The organism is Natrinema salifodinae (assembly GCF_900110455.1).
GTDB classification, from domain to species: Archaea; Halobacteriota; Halobacteria; order Halobacteriales; family Natrialbaceae; genus Natrinema; species Natrinema salifodinae.
This window is the reverse complement of sequence record NZ_FOIS01000002.1, coordinates 25,486-44,601: the sequence shown is the minus strand read 5'-3', so window position 1 is coordinate 44,601 and position 19,116 is coordinate 25,486. Positions and strand designations below refer to the sequence as shown.

At 67.6% G+C, this 19,116-nt stretch carries 20 protein-coding genes; 13 read left to right on the top strand and 7 right to left on the bottom strand.

Features of this window, described 5'->3' with window-relative positions; genetic code table 11:
* Window positions 1-13 precede the first annotated feature (13 nt).
* Window positions 14-145, top strand: coding sequence for a rubrerythrin-like domain-containing protein (locus BMY29_RS20520; protein WP_143067658.1), 132 nt, complete (start codon window positions 14-16; stop codon window positions 143-145).
* Window positions 146-239: 94 nt separating this feature from the next.
* Here BMY29_RS20520 and BMY29_RS05700 read toward each other — a convergent pair whose 3' ends face one another.
* A complete protein-coding gene (locus BMY29_RS05700; RefSeq protein WP_049991996.1) occupies window positions 240-3,629 on the bottom strand; it encodes a disk-shape morphogenesis protein volactin in 3,390 nt (1,129 codons plus the stop codon).
* 152 nt (window positions 3,630-3,781) lie between these two features.
* Between BMY29_RS05700 and BMY29_RS05695 the strand changes: the two genes are divergently transcribed.
* From BMY29_RS05695 to BMY29_RS05685, 3 genes are all read left to right on the top strand, one after another.
* The gene (locus BMY29_RS05695; RefSeq protein ID WP_049991995.1) at window positions 3,782-3,973 is read left to right on the top strand and encodes an HEWD family protein; all 192 of its coding nucleotides are present in this window, start codon (window positions 3,782-3,784) and stop codon (window positions 3,971-3,973) included.
* Between the two features lie 118 nt (window positions 3,974-4,091).
* The gene (cutA, locus tag BMY29_RS05690) at window positions 4,092-4,394 is read left to right on the top strand and encodes a divalent-cation tolerance protein CutA (RefSeq protein ID WP_049991994.1); all 303 of its coding nucleotides are present in this window, start codon (window positions 4,092-4,094) and stop codon (window positions 4,392-4,394) included.
* A 99-nt stretch (window positions 4,395-4,493) separates the two neighbouring features.
* Complete coding sequence (locus BMY29_RS05685; RefSeq protein WP_049991993.1) at window positions 4,494-4,973, top strand: 50S ribosomal protein L11; 480 nt, start codon at window positions 4,494-4,496, stop codon at window positions 4,971-4,973.
* Between the two features lie 219 nt (window positions 4,974-5,192).
* On the opposite strand, the gene BMY29_RS05680 is transcribed toward BMY29_RS05685, so the two are convergent.
* Window positions 5,193-5,798, bottom strand: coding sequence for a hypothetical protein (locus tag BMY29_RS05680; RefSeq protein WP_049991992.1), 606 nt, complete (start codon window positions 5,796-5,798; stop codon window positions 5,193-5,195).
* Between the two features lie 289 nt (window positions 5,799-6,087).
* Here BMY29_RS05680 and BMY29_RS05675 point away from each other — a divergent pair, with 289 nt between their 5' ends.
* The 4 genes from BMY29_RS05675 (at window position 6,088) to BMY29_RS05660 (ending at window position 9,562) form a co-directional block, all read left to right on the top strand.
* Window positions 6,088-6,720 carry a 50S ribosomal protein L1 gene (locus BMY29_RS05675; protein ID WP_049991991.1) on the top strand — a complete coding sequence of 211 codons (633 nt, stop codon included), beginning with the start codon at window positions 6,088-6,090 and terminating at the stop codon, window positions 6,718-6,720.
* Window position 6,721: 1 nt separating this feature from the next.
* Window positions 6,722-7,765: a 50S ribosomal protein L10 gene (locus tag BMY29_RS05670; RefSeq protein WP_074854648.1), complete on the top strand. Its 1,044-nt coding sequence runs from the start codon at window positions 6,722-6,724 to the stop codon at window positions 7,763-7,765.
* A 26-nt stretch (window positions 7,766-7,791) separates the two neighbouring features.
* Entirely contained in the window at window positions 7,792-8,139 is a 348-nt protein-coding gene (gene rpl12p, locus BMY29_RS05665; protein ID WP_049990498.1) for a 50S ribosomal protein P1, read from the top strand.
* A 172-nt stretch (window positions 8,140-8,311) separates the two neighbouring features.
* Entirely contained in the window at window positions 8,312-9,562 is a 1,251-nt protein-coding gene (locus BMY29_RS05660) for a tripartite tricarboxylate transporter permease (RefSeq protein ID WP_049990584.1), read from the top strand.
* A gap of 11 nt (window positions 9,563-9,573) precedes the next feature.
* On the opposite strand, the gene BMY29_RS05655 is transcribed toward BMY29_RS05660, so the two are convergent.
* Window positions 9,574-10,425: a BtpA/SgcQ family protein gene (locus BMY29_RS05655; protein WP_049990499.1), complete on the bottom strand. Its 852-nt coding sequence runs from the start codon at window positions 10,423-10,425 to the stop codon at window positions 9,574-9,576.
* A 138-nt stretch (window positions 10,426-10,563) separates the two neighbouring features.
* Here BMY29_RS05655 and BMY29_RS05650 point away from each other — a divergent pair, with 138 nt between their 5' ends.
* The gene (locus BMY29_RS05650; protein WP_049990500.1) at window positions 10,564-11,688 is read left to right on the top strand and encodes an NADH:flavin oxidoreductase/NADH oxidase; all 1,125 of its coding nucleotides are present in this window, start codon (window positions 10,564-10,566) and stop codon (window positions 11,686-11,688) included.
* A 114-nt stretch (window positions 11,689-11,802) separates the two neighbouring features.
* Here BMY29_RS05650 and BMY29_RS05645 read toward each other — a convergent pair whose 3' ends face one another.
* The 3 genes from BMY29_RS05645 to BMY29_RS05635 form a co-directional block, all read right to left on the bottom strand.
* Entirely contained in the window at window positions 11,803-12,963 is a 1,161-nt protein-coding gene (locus BMY29_RS05645) for a mechanosensitive ion channel family protein (protein WP_049990501.1), read from the bottom strand.
* Window positions 12,964-13,106: 143 nt separating this feature from the next.
* The gene (locus tag BMY29_RS05640) at window positions 13,107-13,901 is read right to left on the bottom strand and encodes an HpcH/HpaI aldolase family protein (protein ID WP_049990502.1); all 795 of its coding nucleotides are present in this window, start codon (window positions 13,899-13,901) and stop codon (window positions 13,107-13,109) included.
* 130 nt (window positions 13,902-14,031) lie between these two features.
* A complete protein-coding gene (locus BMY29_RS05635; RefSeq protein ID WP_049990503.1) occupies window positions 14,032-14,607 on the bottom strand; it encodes a thioredoxin family protein in 576 nt (191 codons plus the stop codon).
* 173 nt (window positions 14,608-14,780) lie between these two features.
* Between BMY29_RS05635 and BMY29_RS05630 the strand changes: the two genes are divergently transcribed.
* The 3 genes from BMY29_RS05630 (at window position 14,781) to BMY29_RS05620 (ending at window position 17,162) form a co-directional block, all read left to right on the top strand.
* Entirely contained in the window at window positions 14,781-15,407 is a 627-nt protein-coding gene (locus tag BMY29_RS05630) for a hypothetical protein (RefSeq protein ID WP_049990504.1), read from the top strand.
* A 109-nt stretch (window positions 15,408-15,516) separates the two neighbouring features.
* Window positions 15,517-16,002 (top strand): Lrp/AsnC family transcriptional regulator, encoded by a 486-nt coding sequence (locus BMY29_RS05625; protein ID WP_049990505.1) that lies wholly within the window; start codon window positions 15,517-15,519, stop codon window positions 16,000-16,002.
* 2 nt (window positions 16,003-16,004) lie between these two features.
* On the top strand, window positions 16,005-17,162 hold the full coding sequence (locus tag BMY29_RS05620; RefSeq protein ID WP_049990506.1) for a pyridoxal phosphate-dependent aminotransferase: 1,158 nt from the start codon (window positions 16,005-16,007) through the stop codon (window positions 17,160-17,162).
* Between the two features lie 38 nt (window positions 17,163-17,200).
* Here BMY29_RS05620 and BMY29_RS05615 read toward each other — a convergent pair whose 3' ends face one another.
* Window positions 17,201-17,557, bottom strand: coding sequence for a hypothetical protein (locus BMY29_RS05615; RefSeq protein ID WP_241471292.1), 357 nt, complete (start codon window positions 17,555-17,557; stop codon window positions 17,201-17,203).
* A gap of 277 nt (window positions 17,558-17,834) precedes the next feature.
* Here BMY29_RS05615 and BMY29_RS05610 point away from each other — a divergent pair, with 277 nt between their 5' ends.
* On the top strand, window positions 17,835-19,112 hold the full coding sequence (locus tag BMY29_RS05610) for a GNAT family N-acetyltransferase (RefSeq protein ID WP_049990508.1): 1,278 nt from the start codon (window positions 17,835-17,837) through the stop codon (window positions 19,110-19,112).
* The last annotated feature ends 4 nt before the right edge of the window (window positions 19,113-19,116 follow it).

The following is a 19,116-nucleotide window of genomic DNA, read 5'->3' as shown; positions in this document are numbered from 1 at the left end:
CGTGTGCTAACACATGGCAGACGACGACCGTCGCGAGTACGAGTGCGTCCAGTGTGGCCGGCGGGAGACGGTCAGCGGCGCGCTCGTCAGTACCTGCCGGCAGTGCGGGGGCGAGATGCGAAACGTCGAGTTGGTTCGGGACTAGTCGCGGATCGCGTCGGACCCTGTCGCCGCCGTCGAGCGGTGCCACCGGTCCGCGTTCCCGTCCTTTCTCCGGAAATAGTGGCGTTCGGCCCCGACTACTCGGCGAGCGACACCGCGACGGCGAGCAGGACCAGGCCGGCGACGGCCGCGCCGGCGCCGATCATCGCCTCGCCGGCCAGCGCGGTGACGCCGCCGGCGACGATACCCGCACCGCCGCCGCCGGCGACGGCCGCGGACGGGAGGGCGGATGCGGTCGTCGCGTCGGCGCGAACGGCTTCGAGTTCGGTCCGGAGCGCGTCGATTTCCGCGACCCATTCCTCGTCCCCGCCGAACCGCTCATCGACCGTTTCGAGCTGACCTTCGACGTCCGAGAGCCGCTCGCTGACCGCCGCAAGGCGATCGTCGAGCGACTCGACGGTCGATTCGTCGGGGACCGACTCGACGGTCCCGACCAAATCGTCGTGGGCTGCGCGAAGCGACTCGAGGCGATCGTTGACGGCCGCGACGTCGTCCTCGATCGCGGCGACGGTCTCGGTACTCGCCGCGTCGTCGAGGTCGTCGACCCGGTCCGCGAGCGCCTCGAGGTCGCTGCTGACGTCTTCGACCGTGGTTTCGACAGCCGCGAGCGTTCCCGCGGTCTCGTCGACGCGGTCGGCCTGGTCGTCCACTCGTCGCTCGGTGTCGTCGACGCGATCGGCCAGATCGGTAAGGGAGTCGGCGAGCGAGTCGGTTTCGCGCTCGATCTCGGCCTCGAGTTCCGCGGCAGCGTCGTCGAGTGCCGTCCGGACGTCATCGATTCGGGCGTCGACATCCGTCCGAACGTCGCCGACTTCCTCGTCGAGGTCCGTTCGGACGCCGTTGATCCGCTCGTCGACGTCGGTCCGAACCTCGCCGACCTGGTCGTCGATCGCCGTGCGAACGTCGTCGATCCGGTCCGCGAGGTCGGTCTCGACGCCGTCCACCCGGTCCGCGACGGCCGCGACGTCCATCGCGACGTCGTCGACCTCCGAATCCACCGCATCGACCCCCTCGCGGGTGTCCTCGAGCGATTCGCGCACCGTTGCGAACTCGTCGGTGTCGACCGTCTTGTCCTCGAGCCGTTCGATCGTCGTCTCGAGCGCGGCGACCTCCGCCTCGAGCGCGTCCGTCCCCTCGTCGATCCGGGATTCGATATCGGCGACCGTTTCGTCGAGTCGCTGGTCGAACGCATCGTCGAGCGCCTCCAATTCCGATTCGAGCGCGGCCACGTCGCCGTCGACCGCCTCGAGATCGCTCGCGAGCGCGTCGACCGTTGCGGCGTCTGCCGCGCGGTCCGCGAGGCCGTCCAACCGGTCCGACAGTTCGGCGACCGCGTCGTCGAGGTCGCCGAGCGTCGTTTCGATGGTCGCCTGGTCGTCCGCGACGGAATCGAGGCGCTGCTCGTCCGCTGCCGTTTCCTCGAGCCCCTCGAGCGCCGATTCGAGCGCTCCGAGGTCGTCCGCCAGCGTCTCGACGCGCTCACCGTCGGCCGTCGCGGCGTCGAGGTCGTCGAGTCCGTCCCGAAGGGTGTCGAGGCGGGACTCGAGCGCCGCGGCGCGGTCGTCGACCGTCTCGCGGACCGCCGTGACGGCGTCGTCGACGGCCGCGACGTCGTCGCCGACGGCGCGGATCTCCTCGTCGAGCGCTTCCTCGACGTCCTCGAACCGCGCGTCGGTCCGTTCGGATCGCTCCTCGAGCCGGCCCGAGACGCCGTCGATCCGGGTGTTCAGTTCTTCCAACCGACCGGCGAGCCCGTCGACGCGCGGTTCGATCCGCTCGATGTCCGCCTCGAGGGCCTCGCATTCGCCGATCAGGCCCGCGACGGTTTCGTCCACCTCCTCGAGTGCCGCTTCGGTCGCGGCGGTCGCCTCGAACTCGTCGAGGGCGGTTCGAACGGCGTCGAGCCGCTCGTCGACCGCGTCCGCTCGTTCGGTGACGGCGTCGAGATCGGTCGCCAGGCCGGCGACGCGCTCGTCGATGGCGGCTCGTTCGTCGGCCGCGGTGGTCTCGATCGCTTCGAGTGCGTCGTCGAGGTTGTCGACGTCGGCCTCGAGTTCCGCGAACGCGTCCGAAAGGGCCTCGACGTCATCGTCGAGCGCGTCGACCGCCTCGTCGCTCGCGTGGGTCTCGCTCTCGGCTTCGAGGTCGGCCAGGTCGTCCGCGACCGACTCGAGGCGATCGTCGAGTGCGTCGACGGATTCGGCCGCGGCCGTCCGCTCCTCGACGTACTCGAGGTCGTCGAACAGCTGCTCGAGGTCCTCGCGGACGGCCTCGATCTCCTCGTCGCGGTTCGCGAGCCGGTCGAACAGCTGGTCGATGGCGTCGTCGGCGCGATCGGCCGCCGCCTCGGCCGTCGCGTCGTCGAACGAGAGTTCGGTCCGCTCGAGCCCGGCGGCTGCATTGGCAGCCGCGGCCTGGTTCCGATCGCCGGCGCTGCCGCCGCCGTCGGAGTCGAACGCGGACTCGGAGCCGGACTCGGACCAGATGACCTCCTCGTAGGCGTCGACGTCGTCCCGCGCCGCGGCGAGCGCACCCCTGGCCGCGCTCTCGGCGGGATCGGCCGCGAGCCGCACGCCCCGGACCGAGAACGGCAGGGCCGCGGCGTCGAACCGCCCGCCGACCAGATACTCGACGCCCTCGATCGCACCTGCGCCTGCGATCGCGATCGGGACCGCCAGGCCCTGCTGGACGTCGCTCTCGTCGGCCGCCGTCCGGATCGCGTCGATCAGTTCGGCTACCAGGTCGTCGTAGGCCTGTGCAAGCGCGCTCTCGACGCCGCCTGCCGCCGCGTCGGGATCGAGCACGAAGTCATCGAGCACGCCGGCGACCTGCTCGGGCGCGTAACCGGTGTCCCCGGCCGCGCGCTCGATGACCCAATCGCGGCCCTTCGCGATCGAGACGGCCATCGCCGGGACGCCGTAGTACGCGAGCGCGACGCTGCTCGTCTGCGCGCCGAGGCGGATCCCGAGCCCGGTGTAGTTATCGTCGGCGAGTTGGTCGTAGACGACGGCGAAGCCGGTGCTAATCGGCGTCGCGTCGATCCCGCGGTCGGCCAGGACCGATTCGACGGCCTCGCGGTGCGCGTCGGTCGGCACCGCCGCGTCGACGAGCGCGCCTGGCGTCGTGTAGCAGAGTCGTTCGGCGGTCGCATCGTCGACGATATCGTCGATGAGCGCGTCCAGTGCCGGCGCGGCGTACGCCGTCGTGTCCTCGTGGAGGATGCCGTTTTCGAACAGCGACGCCGTCTCCTCGTCGCTCACCTCGGCGACCGCTCTCGCGTCCGCGCCGACCGCGTACGTCGTTCCATCCCCGTTGACGGTTCGTCCCTCCCCCGAGAGGTCCGCCGCGTCGAGCGCGGCGTCGTCGACCGGTGCCACGACTGGCGGGAGCGACTCGATCGCCGGGTCGTCGTCCGCGTCGGTGGCGGCCCGAACCGCTTCCGGTCCGATGTCGAGACCGTAGTGCATGCCCCCGGCAACCGAAGCCACCCTCTTGGAACTTCGCCCGCGAGTACCAGATGTGAAAACGAGTCCGGAACCCCGATCGGAACCTGTCACCGGCGGGCAGCACTTGCCGCACACGAATACCGTTATATGCGTCGAGTTCGCACGGTGTGGTAATGAGCGCACAGGTACGAAAACCGACCGCGAGAGTTTGCGAGGAGTGCGACCGAGCGGAAGCGTGGGACGACGACCTCGAGGCCTGGCAGATCGCCCGCGAGGACGGCGAAAAGCGAGTCGGCAACCCGCACTGCATCCACGAGTGGGACATCAACGGCACGTTCAATCCGGTCGACGGCCCCGATAGCTGATCGTCTCCGCTTCTCCCGTCGCGTCGTTGCGCCGTCGCGGGCGGCCGCCGAGCCGAGGCGGAGCCCGAACTCGAACCGTGACGGTGCGCTTTTCCTCGACTCGGTCGTAGCCGCAGGTATGCCGACCGTCTACATTACGGCTCCGCCCGAAGCGGCCGACGAGCTCGCTGACCGCTTGGTCGAGGAGCGACTCGCCGCCTGCGTCAACCGGCTCGCGACGACCTCGACCTACCGCTGGGACGGCGAGATCCACCACGACGACGAGGAGGTCCTGCTCGCGAAGACCACCGACGAGGCGTACGACGACCTCGTCACACGCGTGCGAGAGGTCCATCCCTACGACGTTCCCTGTATCGAGCGCTTCGACGAGAGCGACGTCCTCGACTCGTTCGCCGAGTGGCGAGCGGAAAGCGTCGAGTGATCGACCTCGATCACGAAAGTAAGTAGCACGTCAGATGGTCACAGACGAAGACTGCCCGAAAAAGCAATCCTTAAAACTCGCGCACGGGTTGTGACGGGTATGGCTGGAACCATCGAAGTGCTCGTTCCGGGTGGCCAGGCCGATCCCGGCCCGCCGCTCGGTCCCGAGCTCGGACCGACGCCCGTCGACGTGCAGGCGGTCGTCCAAGAGATCAACGATCAGACCGAGGCGTTCGACGGGACCGAAGTCCCCGTCACCGTCGACTACGAGGACGACGGCTCCTTCGAGATCGACGTCGGTGTCCCGCCGACGGCCGAACTCATCAAGGACGAGGCCGGCTTCGACACCGGCAGCGGCGAACCCCAGGAGGACTTCGTCGCGGACCTCTCCGTCGATCAGGTCAGACAGATCGCCGAGCAGAAACACCCCGACCTGCTCGCTTACGACGTGAAAAACGCCGCGAAGGAAGTCGTCGGCACCTGCGCCTCGATGGGCGTCACCATCGAGGGCAACGACGCCCGCGAGTTCAAGGAGCGCGTCGACGACGGCGAGTACGACGACGTCCTCGCTGAAGCGTAACCGAGCCGATCCGAGTTTTCGGTTTTCCGTTCGTCCCGTCACAGACGAATCTCTGCGTAGCTAAATCTTCGCGTACTTTGTACGTGTCTTGTACCTTCATTCTAACGCACGTGCGTACAGGCCCCATCGATTTCTCGATCGAACGCGACCGAGGGGCACACGTCGCCGAGAACGAACAGGGCGATCGTTCGACGCGCAGGACAGCTCGAAGCGACCGGATTAGATCTTGTTCGCGGGCGGGACGGTACGCTCGTCCGGGCGCGCAGCACCAACGCCGCCGAACAGAACGCGGACGCTCGCACCCAGGCCGAGCGCGCCGGCCAGGCCGGCCAGTACGACGGTCGTCGGGAGCGAGAGGCCGGCGAGTCCGCTGCAGAGGGCGCCGACGAGGATGCCGACCCACAGCCGGTCGACGCCGAGCCGCGCGGCGACGGTGCGACCGATCGCGACGAACCCGAGCGCCGTCACCACCGGGAGTACGGACGCGCCGAGAATGACCAGCGGCACCCCGAAGAACGCCCCGACGCCCGTATCGATGATAAGGTATCCCGTACTCGCCAGGCCGCCGACGATGGCCAGGCCAGGCAGTCCGATACACAGCGAGATGACGGGACTGCGGCGGGCTTTCGTCACCGAGTGGGGGGCGGACCGCTGGAGCAGTCCGAGTACGATCAGCGCGACGAGGGCGGTGCCGGCGAACTGGCCGCCAAGCCGGAGCAGCGGTTCGAGCGATCGGTACGCGTCGAGCGTCCCCCCGACGTCGAGCGTGGTGACTGATTCGAGGACCGCCGGCCCGATTATAGCATATAAGTCTAATGGCCACATGGGACGGGAGTACACAAGTCCGTATAATAGAATTTTCGGTTGCCATGACTGTGAGCGGGATCTCGGATCGATCGCTCGCAGTGGTTTCAGCGGCTCGAATGCGACCGTACTGGGACCGTGAACGGCCGGAACTGATGTCCGCGTGCAGCACGTCGAGGCCGGTCGCGAACGGGGAGGTGCGCGCCAGTTCGACGGGTTTAAGTTCGCCATGGCATTTGGTTCAAAAGAGACAGGCATCGCCTGTTTCACTGACCCGTAGGAGCAGTCCTGCGTACTACGGAGGTGAACGATGGCAGATTCGGATATTGAAACCGCAGTAGCTCGCGCACTCGAGGAGTCACCGAACCGGAACTTTACCGAGACGGTGGACCTCGCGATTAATCTGCGCGACCTCGACCTAAACGAACCGTCGAACCGTGTTGACGAGTCCGTCGTCCTGCCGTCCGGAACCGGCCAGGAGACGCGAATCGTCGTCATCGCCGAGGGCGAGACCGCAGTCCGCGCCGAAGAGGTCGCGGACGAGGTCCTCTCGGAAGACGACGTGGCCGATCTGGACGATGACGAAGCCAAGGATATGGCCGACGAGACGGACTTCTTCATCGCCGAAGAGGCGATGATGCAAGATATCGCCCGGCACCTGGGTACCATTCTCGGTCCCCGGGGGAAGATGCCGGACCCGCTCTCGCCGGACGAGGACGTCGTCGAGACCGTCAACCGACTGAAAAACACCGTGCAGCTTCGCTCCCGCGACCGACGGACCTTCCATACGCTCGTCGGCGCCGAGGACATGGATGCCGAGAACATCGCCGACAACATCGACGTCATCCTGCGTCGTCTGCACGCCGACCTCGAGAAGGGACCCCAGAACATCGACATCGTCTACGTGAAGACGACGATGGGGCCCTCCGTGGAGGTGGCCTAATATGAGCGCACAGGCTGAACGCAAGACCGAAAACCTTCCCCAGTGGAAGAAAGAGGAGGTCGACGAGCTCGAACACCTCATCGACGAGTACGAGAGCGTCGGCGTCGTCGGCATCGCCGGCATTCCCTCGAAACAGCTCCAGGACATGCGTCGTGACCTGCACGGTACCGCCGTGTTGCGCGTCAGCCGCAATACGCTGCAGGTCCGTGCCTTAGAGGACGCCGGACTCGGCGACCTCGTCGACCACATCGAGGGGCAGGTGGGACTCGTCGCGACCGACGAGAACCCCTTCTCGCTGTACAAGGAGCTCGAGGCGTCGAAGACGCCTGCGCCGATCAACGAAGGCGAAGTGGCGCCGAACGACATCGTCATCCCCGAAGGGGACACCGGTGTCGATCCGGGGCCGTTCGTCGGCGAACTCCAGAGCATCGGCGCGAACGCACGGATCGAGGACGGTTCGATCCAGGTTATGGAGGACTCGACGGTCTTAGAGGCCGGCGAGGAAGTCTCTGCGGATCTGGCGAACGTCCTCAACGAACTGGGTATCGAGCCGAAGGAGGTCGGTCTCGACCTGCGCGCTGTCGTCGCCGACGGCGTGCTCTTCGGCCCGGAGGACCTCGACATCGACGTCGAGGCCTACCAGAGCGACGTCCAGGCGGCCGCCGCTCGCGCACGGAACCTCTCGGTCAACGCGAGCTTCCCGACCGCGACGACGGCCCCGACGCTCATCGCCAAGGCCACGGGCGAGGCCAAGAGCCTCGGCCTGCAGGCCGCGATCGAGGACGAAGATCTGATGCCGGACCTCGTCAGCAAGGCCGACGCACAGCTGCGTGCGCTCGCGGCCCAGATCGACGACGAGGAGGCTCTGCCTGAGGAACTGCAGGACGTCGCGGCGCCCGCCGAATCGGCGGGTGCCGAGGACGAAGACGAATCGGCTGACGAACAGGACGCTGCCGAGACCGAAGCCGAGGACGCCGACACCGACGATGACGACGAAGACGACGGCGATGGCGGCGCGGAAGGGCTCGGCGAAATGTTCGGCTAACCAACTGATCAACGGAGGACATTACAATGGAATACGTTTACGCTGCACTCATCCTGAACGAATCGGGCGAAGAGATCAACGAAGACAACCTCACCGACGTGCTCGACGCCGCCGGCGTCGACGTCGAAGAGTCCCGCGTGAAGGCGCTCGTCGCCGCGCTCGAGGACGTTGACATCGACGAGGCTGTCTCCGAGGCCGCTGCCGTCCCCGCCGGCGGAGCCGCCGCGGGTGGCGCTGCTGCTGGCGGCGAAGCCGCAGCCGAAGAGGAAGAGGCCGAAGAGACCAGCGACGTGCCGGACACGACGGACGAAGACGAGGACGACGACGAAGACGAAGAGGCCAGCGGCGAGGGCCTCGGCGAGCTCTTCGGATAAGTCCCGTCCACTCACGTCGGTTCGGTTCCGACGAGTTTCGAATCCCGAATTTTTCTCAACGCTTCCCGATGAGTGGCGACACTACCGCCTTCACAGGTCGTGTCCAGTCTCCGTTCGACCGCTGCAACACCGAGCCGAGAGTCTATAACCCATGCCGCGGCCAGGCGAGCCGATGGCCGCCGCTCCAGTCGAGGCAGTCGAACTCGTCGCTGACCCGGCGCTGTCCCTGCGGCTCCTCGCCTGGGTGCTCGCCGGCGCGCTGCTGGGGACCTGCAGCGGGCTCGTGCCGGGGCTACACGCCAACAACTTCGCGCTCCTGCTAGCAGGGCTCGCACCGTCGGTTCCCGGGCCGCCGCTGTTCGTCGGCTGCGCGATGCTCGCCGCCGGCGTCGTCCACACCTTCTGCAACGCTGTCCCCGCGATGGCGCTGGGCGTCCCCGACGCCGAGATGGCCGTCACCGCACTTCCGGGCCACCGCCTGGTGCTCGCCGGCCGCGGCTACGAGGCGATCCGGCTCTCCGCGGTTGGCAGCCTCCTCGCCGTGCTCGCCGCGGTGCCCCTCGCCGTGCCGGTGACCCGGGCCGTCACGACCGTCTACCCGACGCTCCGGGCGCACCTGTCGCTCGTCCTCGCGGCGGTCGCAGTGACGATGATCGCAACGGAACGCTCCCGACGCGGTCGGGTCGGCGGCCTGCTCTCGTTCGCGCTCGCCGCCGGCCTCGGCGCGCTCACGTTGGACCTCTCGCCGGATGCGCCGCTCGCGGCTGGCGGCACCCTCGCACCCCTCTTCGCGGGGCTGTTCGGCGCGCCGGTGTTGCTCGACGCGATCCGCGGGGGCGGACTCCCCCGCCAGGCCAACGGGACGATCAACGTCTCGCGGCGCGTCGTCGGCGCCACGGCGGTCGCCGGCGCGCTCGCGGGTGCCATCGTCGGGTACGTCCCCGGCATCACGGCGGCCATCGCCGCCGTCGCGGTGCTGATCGTCGTGCCGGAGGGCGCCAGCGACCGGGGCTATATCGTCGCGACCAGCGGCGTCGACACCGCGAACACCATTTTCGCACTCTTCGCGCTGGCTGCCATCGGCCAGCCGCGGACCGGCGTGCTGGTGGCCTTCGAGCGCACGAGCGCGCCGCTTGCACTCCCGGTTCTGCTCGCGGCCGTCGTCCTCGCCGGCCTGGTCGGCTTCGCGCTCGTCATCGCCGTCGGGGACGCCTATCTGGACCTGATCGGTCGGCTCGCGTACTGGAAGGTATCGGTCGCGGTTCTGGTCCTGTTACTCGTGCTCTCGTATCTGTTCACCGGCCCGATCGGGATCGCGATCTTCGTCGCGGCGGCCGCGGTCGGGATGGTTCCAGTCCGGCTGCGAGCCCGCCGCGTCCATCTGATGGGGGTCCTGATCGGCCCCCTGATGCTCGGGCTCTGACCGACTGACTGTCAATCGCTCGCGTCCGCCGCCCGCGCCGCGTCCACGAGGTCCGCGACGCGCTCCTCGGAGACGGGAGCGGTCGTCTCGCCGCCGCGCTTGAGCGCGGTGCCGACGATGACGCCGTCCGCGCCCGCGGCGAAGCAGTCGCCGACCGTCTCGGTCGTCACGCCGCTACCGACGAACACCGACGCGCGCTCGCCGTCGGGGTCGGCCAGCACGTCGGCGACACGTTCGATATCCGCCACCCGCGTTTCGGCACCGGTTCCCGACCCGGAGACGATCACGCCGTCCGCCTTGCCCCGCTCGACCGTCTCGAGGGCGGCGCGTTCGATGTCCCGCTCGCCGATCGGCCTGGCGTGCTTGACGTGGACGTCCGCGAGGATCGCGACGGCGGCGTCGAGCCGATCCCGGAGGCGGAGCGTCTCGTGAGCCCGGCCTTCGATGACGCCCTGATCGGTGGCGGCGGTACCGACGTGGACGTTGACGCGGACGAAATCGGCGTCGGCGGCCGCGGCGATCGACAGCGCCGCTTCGGCGTCGTTGCGGAGCACGTTGACCCCGACCGGCACGTCGACGGCGTCGGTCAGGCTCGTCGCGACGGCGGTCAGTTCCGCGACGACGTGTTTCGGCACGTCCTCGGGGTAGAACGGCGCGTCGCCGAAGTTCTCGACGACGATGCCGTCGACGCCGCCGGCTTCGAGTCGGCGCGCGTCCTCGAGCGCGCGAGTGCGAACGGCCTGGCGGTCGTCCGCTTCTCCGTCGCCGAAGTCGGGTGCGCCGGGCAGCGGCGGGAGGTGCACCATGCCGAGGACGGGGCGGTCGGCGTCGAACAGGTCCGGAACGGACGGGGTCGCGGTCATACCGGTACTCGGTTCGGGACTGAAATAAGTGGTCGTGGGACCGGATCACGGGCGTGACCTGCTATACAGCGGCGTACTAGGCGGCAATGCCCTCCCCGTCCACGGGCGTTTTCCTTCCGCCACGGCTACGGGCGGGCGATGACAGACGCGCTCGCTCCGTTGTCGTTGCGCGACGTGGAGGCGCCGAACCGAATCGCCGTCTCGCCGATGTGCCAGTACACCTGCGAGGACGACGGCCTGCCGACCGAGTGGCACCGCGTCCACCTCGGCAGCCGGGCCGTCGGCGGCGCCGGCATCGTCATGACCGAGGCGACCGCCGTCGAGCCAGCCGGCCGAATTACCCCCCACGACCTTGGGATCTGGAGCGACGAGCACGCGGCCGCGCTCGAGCCGATCACCGAGTTCGTCCGCGATCAGGGTGGCGTCCCGGCGATCCAGCTCGCCCACGCGGGCCACAAGGCCAGCAAGACCCGCCCGTGGGACGGGAACGTTCCGATCGGGCCCGACGAGACCGATCCCGACGGTGCGACGGGCTGGGAAGTCCTCTCGCCGTCGCCCGACGCCTACCCGCCGTTCGAGGGCGACCGCCCCGCGATGCGGAAGGCCGATCAGGACGACATCCAGGGCGTGATCGACGCCTACCGCGCCGCCGCCGAACGCTCGCTCGACGCCGGCTTCGAGATCGCCGAGATCCACGCGGCCCACGGCTACCTGCTCCACGAGTTCCTCTCGCCGGTCACGAATCGCCGCGAGGACGACTACGGGGGCAGCTTCGAGAACCGCACGCGCCTGGTCCGCGAAGTCGTTCGAGCAGTCCGCGACGTTTGGCCCGAGGACAAGCCGGTCTTCGTCCGCATCTCCGGCACCGACTGGCTCGACGACCGCGAGCCCGAATCGTGGGATATCGAGCAGTCGGTCCGCCTGGCCGACGACCTCGCCGAGCTGGGGGTCGACCTGGTCGACGTCAGCTCCGGCGGGCTCCACCCCGACGAGGCGATTCCGGGCGGGCCGAACTTCCAGGTGCCCCTGGCCGAGCGGGTCCGTGAGGGCGCCGACGTCGCCGTCGGAGCCGTCGGGGGCGTCACCGAGCCCGAACAGGCCGACGCGTTGGTCCGCAACGGCCGGACCGACCTGGTGCTGGTCGGGCGGGAGTTCCTGCGCGATCCGTACTTCGGGCTTCACGCCGCCGACGAACTCGAACGCGATCCGGCGGAAGCGGCGAAGCAGTGGCCGGTGCAGTACCGGCGCGCGGTCCGGCGGTAAGCGGTCGGACACCGCGGTCGGAGAGACACCGTCGAACGGCCGACGGCGGTCGGACGGATAGTCGTCTCGGCCGCCGTCGCGGGTGCGCTCGTTTTTCTCTGTTCTCTTCCGCTCTCAATCAGTAGCCGTTCCGAGCTCCGTCTCCTCCGGGGTTGCGGATCGAACCCGAAATCCCGGATCGTCGCGGGCGGCGTGGACGCGCTGCGGGTAGGGAATCTCGATCCCCTCGCGATCGAACGCGTCCACGATGGCTTCGATCACGGCCGTCTGCGCGTCCAGCTTGCGACGCATCGTTGGGTCGCCGATCCAGACGCGACACTCGAGCGTGATCGCCGAGTCGTCGAACCGGGTCGCGACGACCTGCGGGTTGGGCGCGTTCTTGATCTCTTCGAGATCAGCGACGGCGTCCGCGACGACGGCGCGGGCGTGTTCGAGGTCCGTGTCGTAGCCGACGCCGACTTCGACGTCGACGCGGAGCTGGTCGTTCCGCGAGTAGTTGATCAGCGGGCTGCTGGTCACCTGATCGTTCGGGACGAGGACGTGTCGGTCGCCGAACGTCTGAATCTTGGTGGTGAAGATCGTGACGTCGGTGACGATGCCGGTGGTCTCATCGATCGCGATCCAGTCGCCAACGTAGAACGGCCGGGAGAACAGCAGGATGAAGCCGGCGAGCATGGCCGCCAGCGTCTCGCGGGCCGTCAGCGCGACGACCGCCGTGATCGCGCCGGCGCCGATGAAGATGTTGGTGAGGTCGATTCCCCAGAGCGAGAGTAGGATCGTCCCGGCGAAGCCGACGATACAGATGTCGGTGACGTGGTACGCGACCTCGCTCTGGTGTTTCGTGATCGCGTCCGTCTGAGCGAGCTTGTCGATCGACCGGTTGACGAACCGGATCGCGAGGTAGGCGGTGACAGCCACCGCGGCGCTGACGAGCTGACGGGCGGCCAGCCACCGGTCGATCAGCATCACGTCGAGCGTGTACCGGAGCATGTACGTCACGTGCCAGACGACGCTGAACGCGTAGACGTCCGCGACGACGACGGCCGCGAGCACGAGGACGGAGCTCGCCTCGGCGAGCTGTCGCCCGTACCGACGGCGCACCCTCGTCCGAACGTGCGAGGCGACCTCGGCGCCGAGCGGGAGGAGGGCGATCAAGAACAGCGTCGCGAACACTTGCGTCTCGAACGAGGAGAAGTACAGCTCCTGAAGGCGCAGGATCGGATCCGGGCGCAGCGGGGACTGGAGCGACAGGACGATCGAAGGGAGACGAACCATTGCGGCGTCGGTGATATACCGAGCCCGCATAGTTGAGCACCGACCCGGCATGTTCAACTGACCCGGCGCCTGGCGTCGCTTTTCGGAACCTCATCGTGGCGTATCCGAGTCCGATCTCGAATCCCGGTCGGCGTCCGGACGGGTTACTCGCCCTCGTACTTCGCCAGCCAGTCGGAGACCGCGGACTGTAGCGCACCGGTCGTGGTCCCGATATTCAGGAGCTGATAGCCGTGTTGGGCCTTCTCGTTGACGTCGTCCATGCCGAAGCCGAGCCCGCCCACGGGGACACCCGCGTCGACGGCCGCCGAGCGGATCGTCTCGACGGCCTCCTCGACATCGGGATGGTCGAGTTCACCCGGATGGCCCAGAGACACCGAGAGGTCCAGCGGACCGATGAAGACGAAGCCCAGTTCCGGCACGTCGAGGATCTCGTCCAGATCGTCGAGCGCCTCACGGGTTTCGACGGTCACGCCGACGACGATCGACTCGTCTTCGGTCGTCTCGTAGTCGTCGGTGAGTCCCCACCGGCTCGCGCGCGGGTTCGCCAGGCCGCGCTGACCGGGTTCGCCGTCGTACTCGAACCGACCGGCCCGGACCGCCCGCTCGAGTTCCGCGGCGCTGCCGACTCGCGGGAGAAAGACGTTTCGGACGCCGGCGTCGAGGACCTTCCGAACGAGCGACGGATCGGTGTCGGGAACGCGGACCAGCAACTCGGTCTCGGTGCCGTCGACGGCGCGCAGCAGTTCCTCTAGTCGCTCCGCGTCCCGCGGGCTCGGCCCGCCGTGCTCGAGATCGATCCAGACGAAGTCCACGCCGAGCGCCGCGTAGAGTTCGACGACGGTCGGATTGTAGGTGCTGTCGAGAACGCCGAGCGCGACTTCGTCGTTCTCGAGCGACTCCCGGAGCGCGTTGCCGCGCGGGTCGTGGTTCGCAGGCATACCGGCGACTCCCACACCCGCCCGCGACTAAAGTCTGGGGCCGACCGACGCCGGTATCCGCTCAGTACCCGTCCACAACTGCGCGGTACGAGGTCGCCCGAGAATCAGTGATTGCGGCCGCTTCAGCAGCTCAGTCGTCCTTCCACTTGATCGAACAGCCCTGTGACGGCTGCCACTCGAGGTCGACCTCCTCGCCCGCCAGGACGGCCTCGATCGCTTCGCGGATCTGGTACCGAGTCGGCTCGTCGTCGGGGTTCAGGGCGTCGTCGAGTCGGCCGTGGTAGACCAGGCGGAACGCGCCGTCCTCGTCTCCGTCGTTCCGTTCGAAGAGGAACGGGTCCGGCGTGCAGACCGCACCGTACTCCCGGGCGACGTCCTGACTCTCGTCCCGGAGGTACGCGTCGTAAGAGACTCTCCCGTCGTCGACGAATTCTCGCATCTTCTCGACGGAATCCTCGGGGTACTCCTCGGCGTCGTTCGAGTTGATCCCGACGACCGCGACGTCGTCGTACTCGTCGGACAGGTCGTTCAGCAGGTCGAACTTCGCCTGGGCGTACGGACAGTGGTTGCACGTGAACACGAGCAACAGCGCCTCGGCGTCGGCGAACGAGTCGAGCGCGTACGTCTCCCCGTCGACGCCGGGCAGTTCGAAGTCGGGCGCGGTGTCGCCCGCCGCGAGTTCGGAGTCGGACTCTTGTAGGACCATACGAGACCGTTCGTTTCGTTTGTTCTTAATGATCCCGCTCGTACCGGACCGAAAATGGTAGCCGGGACGCAGTGGACGACAGCGGCCAGGCGAGCGCGTCCGAGTGCGACTCGGCCCGCGAGAGCGACGGATGACGACCTACCTATTTGTACTCGTAGCCGCATCGACGGGGTATGCAGACGCTCAAGGTTACCGACGAACAGTACGCCTTCATCCAACACCTCCGCGAGGAGATCTCCGAATCGGTCGTCGGCAAGTACGGTTTCGTCCGCGAACGAGACGCCGTCCAGTATCTCATCGACAATGCCGACGGCGATATCGAACTCGACCCCGACGAGTTCGACTCCTCGGCGACCGACGACGTCGCCGCCTCGGTGGGGGCCGCGATCGACGGCGAGGACGATCCCCACGACCTCGAAGCGCTCTCCTACGTCGAAGACCAGGCCACGACGGCCGACGAGGTCATCGACGAGGGGGACGCCGACGTCGATCACGAACCGGACGGAACGGCCGCCGACGACGGGGACGACGAGGACGAGACGGATGAGACGGATACGACGGCCGACGACGAAACCGAGGACGGGGAAGACGGCGCCGACGATGGCGGAGACGGCGACGGGTCGGCCGACGACGACGACATGCTAGACGAGATGATGAGCCTGCTCGAGACCCACGACGACAAGTGGGAGGAGTCGGACTCGGCGGACTACCGGTACGCGGTCGAACTCCCCGACGGCTCGGTCGAGCAGGTCCAGACGAAAGACGACGTGCGGGCGCTGTTGTTCAAGAACTACCGGTAACCGGCCATCGATGCTCCGCGGATCGTCGGCTCGCACCCGGCGTCGCCGTCCCTGCGATCGGCGGACGAACAACGTTAGAACTTTACACACGCTCGCGCATCCAAGCCGTATGAGCGAACGCGAGGTGCTCGAGTTGCTTCGTGAGAACGCGCGGTACTCCGCGGCCGACATCGCGCGAATGACTGACCTCGAGGAAGACGAGGTCGAGGCGGCAATCGAGGAACTCGAGGCGGCGGGCGTCGTCCGCGGCTACCAGGCGGTCGTCGACTGGGACAAGCTCGAGGACGAACGCGTCCGCGCCGAGGTCGAGTTGAACGTCCGCCTCGACCGCGAGACGGGCTACGCCGACATCGCAGAGCGCCTCGCACGGTTCCCGCAGGTCAAAGCGCTGCGCCTGGTCAGCGGCGACTACGACTTCGACATGGAGGTCGAGGGCGATTCCATCCGCGAGGTCTCCCAATTCATCAGCGAGAAGGTCGCGCCCGTCCCCGAGATTACCCAGACGGTCACCCACTACGTGATGACCTCCTACAAGGAGAACGGGATCGAGCTCGGCGACGGCGAGGACGACGACCGGCTCTCGTTCTCACCGTAACCATGACCTTCGAACTGTCAGATCGCGTCAAGGCGGTCCCGCCGTCGGGCATCCGCCGGTTCTTCGAGATCGCCGAGGAGCGCGACGAAGTCATCTCGCTGGGCGTCGGGGAGCCGGACTTCGCGACGCCGTGGGCGGCCCGCGACGCCGCGATCACCTCCCTCGAACAGGGCAAGACCTCCTACACCGCCAACCGGGGCACGCGCGAGCTCCGCGAGGCGATCGCCGACTACGTCGCCGACCGGTTCGATCTCGGCTACGATCCCGACGAGGAGATCCTCGTCACCGCCGGCGCGAGCGAGGCCGTCGACCTGGCCTTCCGGGCGTTCGTCGATCCCGGCGACACGGTCGCGATCGCCCAGCCCTCGTACATCTCTTACGAGCCTGGCGTGATCTTCGCCGGCGGCGAGGTGCTGCCCGTGCCGACGACCGAGGAAGACGACTTCCGGCTCACCGTCGAGGGCCTCGAGGCGGCCGGCGCGGCCGACGCAGACCTGCTCGTCCTCTGTTACCCTAACAACCCGACGGGGGCGATCATGACCGAATCGGACCTCGAACCGATCGCCGAGTTCGCCCGCGAGAACGACCTGACGGTTCTCTCGGACGAGATCTACGCCGAACTCACCTACGACGGTGAGCATACCTCGATCGCGAGCTTCGAGGGGATGCGCGAGCGCACCATCGTCTTCAACGGGTTCTCGAAGGCCCACGCGATGACCGGCCTCCGGCTGGGATACGCGCTTGGCCCCGCCGACGCCATCGGCGCGATGAACAAGATCCATCAGTACACGATGCTCTCGGCGCCGACGACAGCCCAGTACGCCGCGCTCGAGGCCTTAGATTCCTGCGAGAACGACGTCCGGGAGATGGTCGACCAGTACGATCGGCGCCGCCGGTTCGTCCTCTCGCGGTTCCGAGAGATCGGCATGGACGTCTTCGAGGCCAAGGGCGCGTTCTACTGCTTCCCCGAGGTACCCGACGGATTCACCGCCGAGGAGTTCGCCCAGCAGGCGCTCCGCGAACAGGGCGTCGCCGTCGTCCCCGGCGACGTCTTCGGCGCGGGCGGCGAGGGCCACCTGCGGATCTCCTACGCGACCGGGCTCGAGGACCTCCGGGAAGCGATGAACCGGATCGAGGCGTTCGTCCGCGACCAGGCCTGATCCGCCATGCTCTGATCAGCACGGTGCGCAGTCGGTCGTCAGACCGAGAGGTACCAGCCGAACAAGAGCGGTGCGAAAAGCAACGTGATCGGAACGGCGATCCATACACGTCCGGCTAGTACGTTATATTGCCCTATCGTCGTCGAAACAGGTGTTCCTTCGACGTACCCGACTCCGAACTCGAATCCGACCGTCAACACCGTCCAGAGGATGCCAATGAGTCCCAACTCCGCTCGGGCGTACTCGATCGACGTTTCAGAGAAATAGACGAACGAAATGGTGAGGATCGCAACGACCAATAGCGCGGTGCTGACGATGTGACCAACGTATTCGCCGACGCGTGGAATAAGGACTACTTCTCGGAATCCGCCGTTCAGGATGGCGACAACTGCCATGACGATCCACCCTCCGAGCGGATAGAGGAACGCGTATGGTCGAATCGATTGCTCACTCAGTGAAGATACCAAACTCATTCTGCCACCTTGTGTTCTGTTCGAGGGATTTACAGAAGAACCAATGGCAGACCTGATAATTATTTGACAGTAGCTGTATTTCGCGTATCGCCTCGCTATTGAGCGCGGAAGCGCCTGCGCTGCGGTATCCGTTTCGAGCCGCTGGCCCGGCGTCTCGCGATCACGAACAGTTTTCCCGGTCGCTCGCCCTCTCGTTCGCATGGTCGACTATCGTCCCATCCCCGACGAACGGGACGTCTTCCACGAGTACCGCAGCTACGCGTTCAGTCCCGAATCGGGAATCCCGGCGTACGATCCCGACGAACACGAGACGCCGCGAGCGTCCCTCGGCGCGCGTCGCGGGCTGTACGAATCCGACGCGGCCGCCGTCGAGAACGGTGGCGGTAACGCCAGCGGAGACGGGAGACCGCGCTGCGTCTGCCGCCACTACTGGCTCTCGACTCGCGTCCGCGGCGACTCCCAGCCGACCGCCGGCCTGGCGTCGGTCGCGACGCCGCCCGAGTACCGCCGGCACGGCCACGTCCGCCAGTTGCTCGCCCGGTCGCTCGCCGAGTACCGCGACCGCGGCATCCGGTTCTCGGTCCTGTGGCCGTTCCGGTACCGGTTCTACCGGCAGTACGGCTGGGAGACGAGCAACGAGATCGTGACCCACGAGTGCGAGCCGGCCGATCTCGCGTTCGCGACCGAGGCCGCCGACCCGGCCGCGGGCGCAGGATCGTTCCGCCGACTTGCGGCCGACGAGTACGAGGCCCTCGAACCGGTCTACGACGCCCACGCCGAGCGGTACGGCCTGGCGATCGAGCGCGACGAGGAGTGGTGGCGCCACCGGGTGTTCGCCGGTCACGAGCGCGACCCCTTCGTTTACGCCTACGAGCGCGACGGGCAGGTCCAGGGGTATCTCGTTTACACAATCGACGGGGAACCGGGCGACCGAACGCTGTCGGTCTCCGAACTCGCGTTCGTCGACCACGGGGCCTTCCTGGCGCTGCTGTCGTTCTGCTACCGCCACGAATCGCAGGTTCAGCGGGTCCGACTCCGAGTTCCCGAGGACGTTCCGCTTCGGGAGGTCACGCGGGAGCCGGACGAGATCGAGACCGGCGTCGCGAACGGGCCGATGGTTCGACTCGTCGACGTGGCCGACGCGCTGTCCGCACTCTCCGTGCCCGACGGGGATGAGAATCGCGAGGTCTCCGACGCGAGCCTGGTGATCGCCGTCACGGACCCGCTGGTCGACTGGAACGACGGAACGTTTCGGCTCACGGTCGCCGACGGGCAGGTCGACTGCGAACGCGATGACGCGGACCACGAGCCCGACGCCACGTTCGATATCGCGGCGCTTTCGCAACTCGCCGTCGGCGCTCGGTCGGCGGACGCACTCGAGCGGACGGGCCGGCTCGAGGTGGCGTCGAGCAGGACGCGCGACAGGCTCGCAGCGCTGTTTCCGGAGACGGACGTCTATCTCGGGGATCGGTTCTGAGGTA